Source organism: Angustibacter aerolatus, from assembly GCF_054776675.1.
In genome coordinates, this window is sequence record NZ_BAAHBM010000084.1 from 1 (window position 1) to 13,172 (window position 13,172).

A 13,172-nucleotide genomic window follows, 5' to 3' on the forward strand; every position below is an offset into this window, starting at 1 on the left:
CGAGCGGCTCGTCGTGCGGGGCGGCCTCGCGCCGACCGGCGGAGCCGGTGTCGGCGGCGTACGCGTCGGCGGCGTCCGTGCCGGCGGCGGTGCCACCGCCGTCGTGCCTCGCGCCGTCGCGGTCGCCCGGCTCGTCACCCCGGCCCGGGCCGCGCCGGCCGGAGACGGCGACCTGCTCCTCCACCCGGCGCAGCCGCTTCATCTCCCGCCGGCGGGCGACCTGGCGGCGGGCACCGCGACGCAGCAGCGACCAGCCGACGGCTGCCACGAGCATCGTCGCCGCGCCGGTGACGAACACCCAGAACGGGTTCGTCACGATCGTGCCGGCGAAGGTGTCGAGCTCGAGCCGGTCGTCGAACCCCACCAGCGCCGCTCCCACGGCGGCGAGGGCGGCCAGCACGAGGCAGACGACGGCCAGGGCGATCACGGGCACCTCCGGGGCTGCGGGCGCGGTGCCGCGCCGGACGGCGACGAACCTATCCGCGGCCCACCCGACCGACCAGCGCGGGCATCACGAGCACCGCCGCTGCTCCTTGCGGGTGCACCCACCGTGTCCGACCCGTCACGACCTGCCGTCGGCGCCATCCGGATGATCTAATGACCGCACCAGTTCGTCGCGATGGGGAGGGCCCCGGTGGATCTGTCAGTCAGCACCCGTGAACACGGCGATCGCATGATCGTCGAGGTGGGTGGCGAGATCGACGTCTACAGCGCCCCGACGCTGCGCGACCAGCTCAACGGCCTCGTGGCCGCCGGGCACCACCACCTGATCGTCGACATGCAGGGCGTCGAGTTCCTCGACTCCACCGGCCTCGGCGTGCTCGTGGGCGGGCTCAAGCGCGTGCGCACCCACGACGGCACCCTGAAGCTGGTCTGCTCGCAGGAGCGCGTGCTCAAGGTGTTCCGGATCACCGGTCTCACGAACGTCTTCTCGATCCACGACACGGTCGACGAGGCGCTCGCCGAGCAGCCCTCCGGCACCACGTCCTGATCGCTCGCTGAGAACGGGGGCACCGGGTGGCGGGCTCGGTCCGGCTGGCGATCAGCGCGTCACCGGTGCACGTCCGCACCGCCCGCCTGGTCGCCGTGACCGTCGCGCGCCGGGCCGGGTTCACCGAGGACGTCGTCGAGTCCGTGCGCCAGGGCGTCGGCGAGGCCTGCGCCCTCGTGGTGCGCGCGGCCGACCCGGGCGAGACGGTGCGCATCACGCTGCGCGACGCGCCCGGTGACCTCGTGGTGACGGTCACGCCGGCGCCGAGCGACATCGGCCCGCACGACGGCGAGCTGGCGCGCGCGGTGCTCGAGGGCCTGACCGACGACTTCGAGCTGGCCGCCACGAGCGACGGCGAGGGTCTGCGCCTGCACTGGCACGCCTGACCCCGCGCCGGCGAACGAACCGGCGTCGATCGGTCACCCTCGGTGCTACCCGCGCGGTCGGCGCGGCGGCTACAGTCGCCACACGTCCCCCGGGCCCGACCAGGCCGTTCGCGCCAGCACCTGGCGCCAGGGGACGTCTGTCACGTCGAGGAGGACGCATGCCAGGGCTGTTCCAGGCCGCCGAGGGCCCCACCGTCGCGGGGGCCGACCTGACCTACGTCATCGTGGTCGGCCTCATCGCCCTGGTGGCGCTGGGCGTCGCCTTCACCTTCCGCAAGCAGGTGCTCTCCGCCAGCGAGGGCACGCCGTCGATGATCGAGATCGGCCGCGCCGTGCAGGAGGGCGCCAGCGCCTACCTGGGCCGGCAGTTCCGCACGCTGATCCCGTTCGTCGTCGTGGTGCTCCTGCTGCTGCTGGCGCTGCCGGCCGACACCACGTCGATCCGCATCGGTCGCTCCGCCTTCTTCGTGCTCGGCGCGCTGTTCTCGGCGTCGATCGGCTACCTCGGCATGTCGCTCGCGGTCCGCGCGAACGTCCGCGTGGCCGACGCCGCCCGCGCCGGTGACCGCGACGGCGGCATGCGCATCGCCATCCGCACCGGCGGCACGGTCGGCATGGCCACCGTCGGCCTCGGCCTGTTCGGCGCTGCGCTCGTCGTCGTCATCTACCGGGGCGACGCCCCGAAGGTGCTCGAGGGCTTCGGCTTCGGCGCCGCGCTGCTCGCCATGTTCATGCGCGTCGGCGGCGGCATCTTCACCAAGGCGGCCGACGTCGGCGCCGACCTGGTCGGCAAGGTCGAGCAGAACATCCCCGAGGACGACCCGCGCAACGCCGCCACCATCGCCGACAACGTCGGTGACAACGTGGGCGACTGCGCCGGCATGGCGGCCGACCTGTTCGAGTCGTACGCCGTGACCCTGGTCGCCGCGCTCATCCTCGGCCGCGCCGCGTTCGGCGACTACGGCCTGGTCTTCCCGCTCATCGTGCCGGCGCTCGGCGCGATCACCGCGGTGCTCGGCGTGTTCGTCATCCGCCCGCGGGTCGGCGAGAGCGGCCTGACGGCGATCAACCGCGGCTTCTACATCTCCGCGGTCATCTCGTTCGTGCTCTGCGCGATCGCCGCGTTCGTCTACCTGCCGTCGTCGTTCGCCGAGCTGACCAACGCCAGCACCGACGTCCTGACGCTCGGCGGCAACCCGCGCTGGGTGGCCATCGGCGCCGTCCTGCTCGGCATCGTGCTGGCCGGCATCATCCTGTGGCTCACCGGGTACTTCACCGGCACCGAGGACCGCCCGGTCCGCGACGTCGCCCGCACCTCGCTGACCGGCGCGGCCACGGTGGTGCTGTCCGGCATCGGCGTGGGCCTCGAGTCGGCCGTCTACACCGCGGTCATCATCGGCGGCGCCGTCTACCTGGCGTTCGTGCTGGGCGGCTCGACGGTGATCCTGTCGCTGTTCCTCATCGCGCTGGCCGGCTGCGGCCTGCTCACCACCGTCGGCGTCATCGTCGCGATGGACACCTTCGGCCCGGTCAGCGACAACGCCCAGGGCATCGCCGAGATGTCGGGCGACGTCGACGAGCAGGGCGCGCAGATCCTCACCGAGCTCGACGCGGTGGGCAACACGACGAAGGCCATCACCAAGGGCATCGCGATCGCCACGGCGGTGCTGGCGGCGACCGCGCTGTTCGGCTCGTACACCGACGCCGCCGGCCAGGCCATCGCCGACAGCGGGGTCGACCCGGCGAGCCTGAGCACCGCGGCCCGCTCGGCGCTGCTCGACTTCCAGGTCATCACGCCGTCGAACCTGTTCGGCCTGATCCTGGGCGCGGCCGTGGTGTTCATGTTCTCCGGCCTGGCGATCAACGCGGTCACCCGCGCGGCCGGCGCCATCGTGTTCGAGGTGCGCCGCCAGTTCCGCGAGCACCCGGGGATCATGGACTACACCGAGAAGCCCGAGTACGGCCGCGTGGTCGACATCTGCACCCGCGACTCGCTGCGCGAGCTGGCCACCCCCGGCCTGCTGGCCGCGATGACGCCGATCGCCGTCGGCTTCGGCCTCGGCATCGGCCCGCTCGCCGGGTACCTCGCCGGTGCGATCGGTGCCGGCGTGCTCATGGCGGTGTTCCTCGCGAACTCCGGCGGGGCGTGGGACAACGCGAAGAAGCTGGTCGAGGACGGCCACCACGGCGGCAAGGGTTCCGAGGCGCACGCCGCCACGGTCATCGGCGACACCGTCGGCGACCCGTTCAAGGACACCGCCGGCCCGTCCATCAACCCGCTCATCAAGGTGATGAACCTGGTCGCGGTGCTCATCGCGCCGGCCATCGTGTCGCTGACCGTCGGCGACGACGCGAACGACGCCATCCGCTACGGCATCGCCGCCGTGGCGCTGGTGATCATCGTGGCCGCGGTCGCGGTGTCGAAGCGCCGCGACCTGGCCTTCGGCGACGCGGACGACGACGCCCCGCCGGCCGGCCCCGGTGGTCGCGGGCCGGGCAGCGACGCGGACGACGACCTGCAGGTGGTCGAGGTCGTGGAGGTCGTCGAGGTGGAGCGCCCCGGCCGCCCCTGACGCCGCACCCGCACGGACCCTTCGGCCCGCACTCCCCGCTCAGGCGGTGGGGTGCGGGCCGAACGTCGCCACGGCGCTCGGCAGCCCGCGGCGCAGGATGCCCCGCCAGTCGGCGTCGCCGCGCAGCAGCGCCTTCGCCGTGGCCTTCGCCTGGTCGAGCGTGAAGTGCGGCGGCAGCATCAGCTCGGCCGGGTCGACGACGGCGTCGATGACGGTGGGGCGGTCGGCCGAGAGCGCGGCCGTCCAGACGGCGCCGACGTCGTCCGGTGACGTCATCCGCACGCCGTGCAACCCGAGCGTCCGCGCCCAGGCGGCGTAGTCGACGTCGGGCAGCGTCTGGCTCGCCTCGAACTTCGGCGACCCCTCGCTGCTGCGCTGCTCCCAGCTGACGAACGCCAGGTCGCGGTTGTTCAGCACCAGCACGACGAGGCGCGGGTCGCTCCACCGCTGCCACTCGCGCGCCACCGTGATCAGCTCGTTCACGCCGTTCATCTGCATCGCGCCGTCGCCGAGCAGCGCGATCACCGGCCGGTCGGGGTGCGAGGTCTTGGCACCGATCGCGTACGGCAGACCGCCGCCCATCGACAGCAGCGTGCCCGAGAGGCTGGCGATCATCCCGGGGCGCACCTTGAGGTGGCGGGCGTACCACGCGGTCACCGTGCCGCAGTCGACGGCGATCATCGCGTCGTCCGGCAGCCGCGCGTCGAGCTCGCGCACGACGTGCTGCGGGTTGAGCGGCTGCGCGCGCTGGGCGGCGACCTGCTCCTGACCCTTCTGCCACCTGGCGTCGAGGTCGGCGAGCCGCTCGCGCCAGGCCGTCGGCGCCGCCTGGTCGGCCAGCAGGGCGAGCAGCGCGTCGAGGGTCGGGCCGGCGTCGCCGACCAGGTTGAGGTCGGTCGGGTACCGCAGACCGAGCTGGGCGCCGTCGACGTCGATCTGCACCGACGGCACGCCGGCCGGCGGGTAGAACTCCGTGTACGGCATCGCGCTGCCGACGATCAGCAACCGGTCGCACTCCTGCATGAGGTCCCAGCTGGGGCGGGTGCCGAGCAGCCCGATCGCCCCGGTGACCCAGGGCTCGCGCTGGTCGACGACCGCCATGCCGAGCAGGGACGTCGCGACGCCGGCCCCGAGGGCGGCGGCGACCGCGGCCACCTGCTCCTCGGCCCCGAGCGCACCCTGCCCCACCAGCATCGCGACCCGCTCGCCGCCGCGCAGCAGCTCGACGGCCCGCCGCAGGTCGGCCTCGGGCGGCACGGTCACCGGCGTCGAGGGCACGTCGCTCGTCGTGAAGTACCCGTGCTCGCGCGGCGGCTCGGGCACGGCGTCCAGCTCCTGCACGTCGTTCGGCAGGATGAGCGCGGTCACCGTGCGCTGCGCCAGCGCCGTGCGGCAGGCCCGGTCGACGAGGTGCCGCACCTGCGACGGGTCGTCGAGCTGGGCGAGGAAGGCGCCCGCGACGTCCTTGTAGAGGTTCAGCAGGTCGAGCTCCTGGTAGTACCCGCCGCCCTGCGCGGTCAGCGCCGTCTGACCGACCAGCGCCACGACCGGCTGGTGGTCGAGCTTGGCGTCGTACAACCCGTTCAGCAGGTGCACGGCGCCCGGACCGCTCGTCACCAGCGCCGCGCCGATCGGACCGCCGCCGTACTTCACGTGCGCGGTCGCCGCGAAGCCGGCCGTCTCCTCGTGCCGCACCTGCACGAACTCGGTGCGGTCCTGGGCGCGCTGCAGGGCCGACGTCATGCCGTTGATGCCGTCGCCCGGGTAGCCGTAGTACCGGGTGACGCCCCAGGCGGCGAGCCGCTCGATGATGTGGTCGGCGACGGTCGTCATGCCCCGACCCTCGCACCGCGGCACCTCGGCGGCCCGCTGAGAGGATGCGGCGGTGAGCACCCCGAGCCTCGACGAGCCAGACGCCGCCGCCCTCGCCCGCGACCTGAGCGCGGCGGGCTTCACCGTCGACGGCGTGGCGGCGGCGATCGGGCCGATGGCGTCGGCGGCGATGCACCGCGAGCAGGTGCTGCCGGCCCGCATCGCGCTGCGCGGCGACACCTCCGGGCTCGGGACGCTCGTGCGGCTGCTCGTGCTCGGCGAGCCGGTCGCGGCGCGCGACCTCGACCGCGCGCTCCCCCTGCTGCGCGCGGACGGCGCCGAGCGGGTGGGGCTGGTCGAGCGGTCGGGCGCCGGGGCCGACGACGAGGTGCGCCCGGCGATCGACCTGCGCCCGTACGCCGCCGACGACGACCACTGGTGGCTGGCGTCCGACCTGTCCGAGCTCGTCACCGGCGGGCCGCTGCGCGAGGACCACGTGCTCGGCGTCGGCGGGGCCTCGACCACCCTGGCCCGCTGGACGCCGCGCACCCACGTCGGCCGCGCCCTCGACGTCGGCACCGGGTGCGGGGTGCAGGCGATGCACGCCGCCACCCACGCCCGCACGGTCGTCGCGACCGACCTGTCGGCGCGCTGCCTCGCCTTCGCCGCCTGGAACGCCGCGCTGAACGCGCAGACGAACGGCGGCCCGTTCGCCGGCCGCACCCTCGACCTGCGCCGCGGCAGCCTGCTCGAACCCGTTGCAGCAGAGCGCTTCGACCTGGTCGTGAGCAACCCGCCGTACGTCATCACCCCGCGCGCCGCCGGCCTGCCGACGTACGAGTACCGCGACGCGGGCGGCGAGGGCGACGACGTCGTGCGCCGGCTGGTGAGCGGCGTCGGGTCGGTGCTCGCGCCGGGCGGGGTGGCGCAGCTGCTCGGCAACTGGGAGCACCACGAGGGCGAGACGTGGCGCGAGCGGGTCGGCTCGTGGCTGCCCGACGGCGTCGACGCGTGGGTGGTGCAGCGCGAGGTGCAGGACCCCGCCGAGTACGCCGAGACCTGGGCGCGCGACGGCGGCAACCGCCCGCACGAGCCGGGGTTCGACCGGCTGGTCGAGGCGTGGCTGCACGACTTCGCGGCGCGCGGCGTCGAGGGCGTCGGCTTCGGGGTCGTCACCCTCCGCCGTCCGGACGTCGGCGAGCGCCGATCCGCCGACCTGCGCCGGTTCGACGAGCTGACCGGTCCGCTCGCCGACGCCATGGGCCCGGTGGTCGCCGACGTGCTGACCGCCGAGGCGTGGCTCGCCGCCACCGACGACGCCGCGCTCGCCGCGACGCACCTCGCGGTCGCCTCCGACGTCACCGAGGAGCGCTTCGGCCTGCCGGGCGCCGACGACCCGCAGGTGGTGCTGCTGCGCCAGGGCGGCGGCCTGCAGCGCGCCGTCCGCGCCGACACCGCGCTCGCCGGCCTGGTCGGCGCCCTCGACGGCGACCTGTCCGTCGGTCAGGTCGTGGGGGCGCTCGGCGTGCTGCTCGAGGAGCCCGTCGCCGACCTCACCGCCCGCCTGCTCCCCGCCGTCCGGGGGCTCGTCGCCGACGGTCTGCTGCTGCACCCCTGACGGTCGGCCGCGCCGAGCCCCGCGCCTCGAACGGCGTGTTCACACGGAACAGCTCGCGGACCTGGTCCGTGGCGGTGCCGGTCGCCCGCTTCGGGACCACGAAGAAGGGGCGACCGGGCAGGTCCGCGTGCTCGACGACGAAGAGGTTCGCGGTCTCGGTGACGGCCGCGACCGACGCCCAGGGACCACCGGTCCGGGCTGAGGCCGCGTCCCGCACGAACCCGTCCGGGCGCAGCACCAGCCGCTGCTCCAGGCGGAGCGACGCCGACCGCTTCCACACGGTGCGGCCGTCTCGGCGCGCCGCGAGCAGCACCACGGCGGACGTCCCCGCGACCCCGCCGATGCCGCCGTCCCGGAGCACCGGCACGTCCGCCACGACCCCGGCCACGGCGACGAGTGCCAGCAGCCCGAGCACGACGGTCACGCGCACGAGCCGCTTCGGGCGCAGCATCCGCATCCGCATCGCCTCGACCAGGTCCTCGACGCGGGGCTGCCAGCGCAGCTCCAGCTCGACGGGCCGGGTGCCCGGCAGGGTTCCGCCCTCGCTCACGGTGGGCAGGCTAGACCAGCGCGTCACGGCCCCGATTGCGCTCCGTAGCCTGCGCGGCGTTACCGTCGTGCTGGACCGGGCCCGGTGTGGCCCGGTTCTCGCGGTCCGAGGTGGCCGCGTCCGCAGCACGAACGCAGCAGGGAGACCCGGTGGCCACGACGTCCAGCGACAGCCGTCGACGCCTGGTGATCGTCGAGTCGCCCGCCAAGGCGAAGACGATCGCCGGGTACCTCGGCGAGGGCTACGACGTCGAGGCGAGCGTGGGGCACATCCGCGACCTGCCGCAGCCGTCCGAGCTGCCGACCGACATGAAGAAGGGCCCGTTCGGCAAGTTCGCCGTCGACGTCGAGCACGGGTTCGAGCCGTACTACGTGGTCGACCCCGACAAGAAGAAGAAGGTCGCCGAGCTGCGGCGGCTGCTGAAGGACGCCGACGAGCTCTACCTCGCGACCGACGAGGACCGCGAGGGCGAGGCCATCGCCTGGCACCTGCTCGAGGCCCTGCAGCCCAAGGTGCCGGTGCACCGCATGGTGTTCCACGAGATCACCCGCGAGGCGCTGCAGCGCGCGCTGACCAACACCCGCGACCTCGACGACCGGCTGGTCGACGCGCAGGAGACGCGGCGCATCCTCGACCGGCTGTACGGCTACGAGCTGTCGCCGGTGCTGTGGCGCAAGATCCGCCAGGGCCTCTCGGCCGGCCGCGTGCAGTCGGTTGCGACCCGCCTGGTGGTCGAGCGCGAGCGCGAGCGGATGGCGTTCCGGTCGGCGTCGTACTGGGACCTGACGGGCACCTTCGCCCCCGAGGCGGACGCCGAGGCGCAGTTCGCGGCCCGGCTGCGGTCGGTCGACGGCACGCGCGTGGCGACCGGCGGCGACTTCGACGACCGCGGGCAGCTGAAGACCGCGAACCTGGTGCACCTCGACCAGCCGGCCGCCGTCGCGCTGCGCGAGGCGCTGGTCGAGGCGCCGGTGCAGGTCAGCAGCGTCGACGAGAAGCCGTACACCCGGCGTCCGGCGGCGCCGTTCACGACGTCGACCCTGCAGCAGGAGGCCAGCCGCAAGCTGCGCTTCACCGCCCGGCACACGATGCGGGTCGCGCAGTCGCTGTACGAGAACGGGTTCATCACCTACATGCGCACCGACTCGACGGTGCTCTCGAGCGAGGCGCTGGGCGCGGCGCGCTCGCAGGCCGCCGAGCTGTACGGCCCCGAGTACGTGCCGGCGTCGCCGCGGCTGTACGCCAGCAAGTCCAAGAACGCGCAGGAGGCGCACGAGGCGGTGCGCCCGGCGGGCGACCGCTTCCGCACCCCGGCGCAGGTCTCCGGGCAGCTGCGCGGTGACGACTTCCGCCTGTACGAGCTGATCTGGAAGCGCACCGTCGCCAGCCAGATGGCCGACGCCCGTGGGTCGACCGCGTCCGTCCGGCTGCAGGCGACGGCCACCGACGGCCGGGTCGCCGAGTTCGGTGCGAGCGGCACCGTCATCACCTTCCGCGGCTTCCTCGCCGCCTACGAGGAGGGTCGCGACGAGCAGCGCGGCGAGGACCGTGACGCCGAGCGCCGGCTGCCCGCGATGAGCGTGGGCGACGCCCTGGGTACGCGCGGCATCGAGGCCGACGGCCACGAGACCAGCCCGCCGCCGCGCTTCACCGAGGCCTCGCTGGTCAAGGCGCTCGAGGAGCGCGGCATCGGCCGGCCCTCGACGTACGCCTCGACGATCTCCACGATCTCCGACCGCGGCTACGTCACCACCCGCGGCAACGCGCTGGTGCCGTCCTGGCTGGCGTTCGCCGTCACCCGCCTGCTCGAGGAGCACTTCCCGCGGCTGGTCGACTACGACTTCACCGCGGCGATGGAGGGCGACCTCGACAAGATCGCCGGCGGCGACCAGGACCGCGTCGAGTGGCTGCAGCGCTTCTACTTCGGCGACCAGCAGGGCATCGAGGGGCTGAAGGGCCTCGCCGACGACCTCGACGAGATCGACGCCCGGCAGGTCAGCACCGTCGAGCTCGGTGAGGGCGTCGTGGTGCGGGTGGGTCGCTACGGCCCGTACGTCGAGGTCACCGGCGACGACGGGCAGCCGCAGCGCGCCACGGTGCCCGACGACATCGCGCCCGACGAGATGACGGTCGAGAAGGCCCGCGAGCTGCTCACGATGAGCGGCGACGAGGGCCGCACCCTCGGCGACGACCCGGTCACCGGGCACCAGATCGTGGTCAAGGCCGGTCGCTACGGGCCGTACGTCACCGAGCTGCTGCCCGAGCCGCCGCCCGAGCCCGAGCCGCCGGCCGACGCCAAGCCGAAGAAGAAGGCGGCGAAGAAGGCGGCCGGACCGAAGCCGCGCACCGCCAGCCTGTTCAAGGACATGTCGCCCGAGTCGGTCACCCTCGACGACGCGCTGCGGCTGCTCTCGCTGCCCCGCGTGGTCGGCGCCGACCCGCAGACCGGCGACGAGATCACCGCCCAGAACGGCCGCTACGGCCCGTACCTCAAGAAGGGCACCGACTCGCGCTCGCTCGTCGCCGAGGACCAGCTCTTCACGGTGACGCTCGACGAGGCGCTGAAGATCTACGCCGAGCCGAAGCGCCGGGGCCGCGCCGCGCAGCCGCCGCTCAAGGAGCTCGGTCCCGACCCGGTCAGCGGCGGGCAGGTGTCGGTCAAGGACGGTCGCTTCGGGCCGTACGTCACCGACGGCGAGGTCAATGCGACCCTGCGCAAGGACGACGACCCCGACACGATCACCATCGAGCGGGCTGCCGAGCTGCTGGCCGACAAGCGGGCCCGCGGACCGGTGAAGAAGACCGCCAAGCGCGCCCCGGCCAAGAAGGCGGCCGCCAAGAAGACCACGGCGAAGAAGGCGACGACCAAGAAGACCGTCGCGAAGAAGACGACCACCAAGAAGGCCACCGCCGAGCGGTAGCCGGACGCCGTCGTCCACCTGTGGACGGCTGGTGGAGGTCCGTGCACAGGACGACGGGGGTGTCGGCCCGCTCACGTAGGCTCTTCGCGTGGTCGAACCCAGCCCTGGCACCCCCGACGCGCCGCCTGCCCCGCAGGTCGCCGCGTCCGTCGTCGAGGCGCCCGACCACGACGTGCGCGCCGTGCTGGCGATCACGCCGTTCCGTCGGCTGTGGCTCGCACTCGGCCTGAGCAGCTTCGGCGACTGGCTCGGCCTGCTCGCGAGCACCGCCCTGGCCGGCGCGCTGCCCAGCACCCCGGCGGCGAAGCTGCTGGCCGTCTCGGGCGTGTTCATCCTCCGGCTCGCCCCGGCGGTGCTGCTCGGCCCGATCGCCGGCGTGGTCGCCGACCGGCTGCCCCGGCGGCTCGTGCTGGTCTACGGCGACGTGCTGCGGTTCGTGCTGTTCGCGAGCATCCCGCTCGTCGGCACCCTCTGGTGGCTGTACGTCGCGACGGTGCTGGTCGAGGTCGTCGGCCTGTTCTGGATGCCGGCGAAGGACGCCACCGTGCCCAACCTGGTGCCGCGGCGCCGGCTCGAGGCCGCCAACCAGCTCAGCCTGGTCGTCACGTACGGCTCGGCGCCCGTCGCCGCGCTCGCGTTCAGCGGTCTGACGCTCGCCAGCGGGGTGCTCGACAACGCGGTCTCGCACTTCGCCGAGAGCCCGACGTACCTCGCGCTGTACGTCAACGCCTTGACCTTCCTCGTGTCGGCGCTGGCGATCTGGCGGCTCGACTTCCCCGACGACCGGTCGGCCCTCGCGCGGCAGGAGTCGTTCTGGCGCACCGCTGCGGAGGGCTGGCGGTACATCGGCCGCACCCCGCTGGTGCGCGGCCTGGTGCTCGGCATGCTGGGCGCCTTCGCGGCCGGCGGCTTCGTCATCGGCCTCGCGCAGTCGTTCGTCAGCGACCTGGGTGCCGGGTCCCCCGGCTACGGCACGCTGTTCGCCGCGGTGTTCGTGGGCATGGCGCTGGGCATGTGGCTCGGGCCGCGACTGCTGGGCGACTTCTCGCGGCGCCGGCTGTTCGGCCTGTCGATCGGCTTCGCCGGCGTCTGGCTGGTGCTGCTCAGCCTGGTGCCGAACATCGTGCTCGCGGTCTTCTTCGTGGTCGGCCTGGGCGCCTGCGCCGGCTCGGCCTGGGTCACCGGCTACACGCTGCTCGGCCTCGAGGTGGGCGACGACGTGCGCGGCCGCACGTTCGCGTTCGTGCAGTCGATGGTGCGGGTCGTGCTGGTCAGCGTGCTGGCCGTCGCGCCGGTCATCGCGGCGCTGTTCTCCAAGGGCCTCGGCCTGCCGCACACGGTGCACGTCAACCAGTACGTCTCGCTGACCTACACCGGCGTGATGGCGACGTTCCTGCTGGCCGGCCTGCTGGCGCTGGCCATCGGCACGGTGTCGTACCGGCAGATGGACGACCGGCCCGGGGTGTCGCTGCGCGCCGACCTGCTGGAGTCGGTGCGCCAGCGCCGCCTGGGCGACGCCCCACCCCGGCAGGAGCCGTTCCCGGGCCGGTTCGTCGCCTTCGAGGGCGGCGACGGCGCCGGCAAGTCGACGCAGGTGGCGCTGCTCGGCGACTGGCTCGAGCGGCAGGGCTTCACGGCGGTGCGCACCCGCGAGCCGGGTGCGACGCCCACCGGGTCGCGGCTGCGCGAGGTGCTGCTCGACGGCGGCGAGCTGACCCCGCGCGCCGAGGCGCTGCTCTTCGCGGCCGACCGCGCCCACCACGTCGAGACCGTGGTGCGGCCGGCTCTCGAGCGCGGCGAGATGGTGGTCACAGACCGCTACGCCGACTCCTCCGTGGCCTACCAGGGCGACGGCCGCGACCTGGGTGCAGCGGAGGTCGCACAGCTCTCGCGCTGGGCCACCCAGGGCCTGACGCCCGACCTCACCGTCGTGCTCGACGTGTCGCCCGAGCTGGGCCGAGCCCGGCGCGGCGACACACACGACCGGCTCGAGGCCGAGCCCGACGACTTCCACGCGCGGGTCCGCGACCGCTTCCTGCAGCTGGCCCGACGGGCGCCCTCGCGCTACCTGGTGCTCGACGCCGGGCTCGACCCCGCCGAGCTGCACCAGCAGGTGGTGACCCGGCTCGGCGACGTGCTGCCCGAGTCGCCGGTGGCCCGCGCCGAGCGGGAGGCGCGTGAGGCGGCCGAGGCCGCAGAAGCGGCGCGCCAGGCCGAGCTCGAGGCCGCCCGGCGGGCAGCCGAGGAGCAGGCGCGCCGCGAGGCCGAGGAGGCCGCCCGGCAGGCGGAGGCCGAGCGGGCCGAGCAGCTGGCCCGCGAGC

At 74.1% G+C, this 13,172-nt stretch carries 8 protein-coding genes and 1 pseudogene; 6 read left to right on the plus strand and 3 right to left on the minus strand.

Annotated features, from left to right (window positions below; all coding sequences use genetic code 11):
- Positions 1 to 427: pseudogene (locus ACYVI6_RS15430) on the minus strand (hypothetical protein); the annotation flags it as partial.
- A 207-nt stretch (positions 428 to 634) separates the two neighbouring features.
- Between ACYVI6_RS15430 and ACYVI6_RS15435 the strand changes: the two are divergent.
- From ACYVI6_RS15435 to ACYVI6_RS15445, 3 genes are all read left to right on the plus strand, one after another.
- Positions 635 to 991, plus strand: coding sequence for an STAS domain-containing protein (locus ACYVI6_RS15435; RefSeq protein ID WP_460447215.1), 357 nt, complete (start codon positions 635 to 637; stop codon positions 989 to 991).
- 26 nt (positions 992 to 1,017) lie between these two features.
- Complete coding sequence (locus tag ACYVI6_RS15440; protein ID WP_460447216.1) at positions 1,018 to 1,377, plus strand: ATP-binding protein; 360 nt, start codon at positions 1,018 to 1,020, stop codon at positions 1,375 to 1,377.
- Positions 1,378 to 1,535: 158 nt separating this feature from the next.
- Entirely contained in the window at positions 1,536 to 3,950 is a 2,415-nt protein-coding gene (locus ACYVI6_RS15445) for a sodium-translocating pyrophosphatase (protein WP_460447217.1), read from the plus strand.
- Positions 3,951 to 3,989: 39 nt separating this feature from the next.
- Here ACYVI6_RS15445 and ACYVI6_RS15450 read toward each other — a convergent pair whose 3' ends face one another.
- Positions 3,990 to 5,783 (minus strand): thiamine pyrophosphate-requiring protein, encoded by a 1,794-nt coding sequence (locus tag ACYVI6_RS15450; RefSeq protein ID WP_460447218.1) that lies wholly within the window; start codon positions 5,781 to 5,783, stop codon positions 3,990 to 3,992.
- Positions 5,784 to 5,835: 52 nt separating this feature from the next.
- Between ACYVI6_RS15450 and ACYVI6_RS15455 the strand changes: the two genes are divergently transcribed.
- Positions 5,836 to 7,380 carry a DUF7059 domain-containing protein gene (locus ACYVI6_RS15455; protein WP_460447219.1) on the plus strand — a complete coding sequence of 515 codons (1,545 nt, stop codon included), beginning with the start codon at positions 5,836 to 5,838 and terminating at the stop codon, positions 7,378 to 7,380.
- Here the strand turns inward: ACYVI6_RS15455 and ACYVI6_RS15460 are convergent.
- Complete coding sequence (locus tag ACYVI6_RS15460; RefSeq protein ID WP_460447220.1) at positions 7,316 to 7,930, minus strand: hypothetical protein; 615 nt, start codon at positions 7,928 to 7,930, stop codon at positions 7,316 to 7,318. The genes ACYVI6_RS15455 and ACYVI6_RS15460 overlap by 65 nt on opposite strands.
- Before the next feature lie 149 nt (positions 7,931 to 8,079).
- Here ACYVI6_RS15460 and topA point away from each other — a divergent pair, with 149 nt between their 5' ends.
- The gene (topA, locus tag ACYVI6_RS15465; protein ID WP_460447221.1) at positions 8,080 to 10,851 is read left to right on the plus strand and encodes a type I DNA topoisomerase; all 2,772 of its coding nucleotides are present in this window, start codon (positions 8,080 to 8,082) and stop codon (positions 10,849 to 10,851) included.
- 88 nt (positions 10,852 to 10,939) lie between these two features.
- Positions 10,940 to 13,172, plus strand: a 2,233-nt coding sequence (tmk, locus tag ACYVI6_RS15470) for a dTMP kinase (protein WP_460447222.1), incomplete at its 3' end; no start/stop codon positions are given.

Coding starts and splice junctions, on each gene's coding strand:
- ACYVI6_RS15445 (WP_460447217.1), top strand. CDS start 1,536: ATGCCAGGGCTGTTCCAGGCCGCCGAGGGCCCCACCGTCGCGGGGGCC.
- ACYVI6_RS15450 (WP_460447218.1), bottom strand. CDS start 5,783: ATGACGACCGTCGCCGACCACATCATCGAGCGGCTCGCCGCCTGGGGC.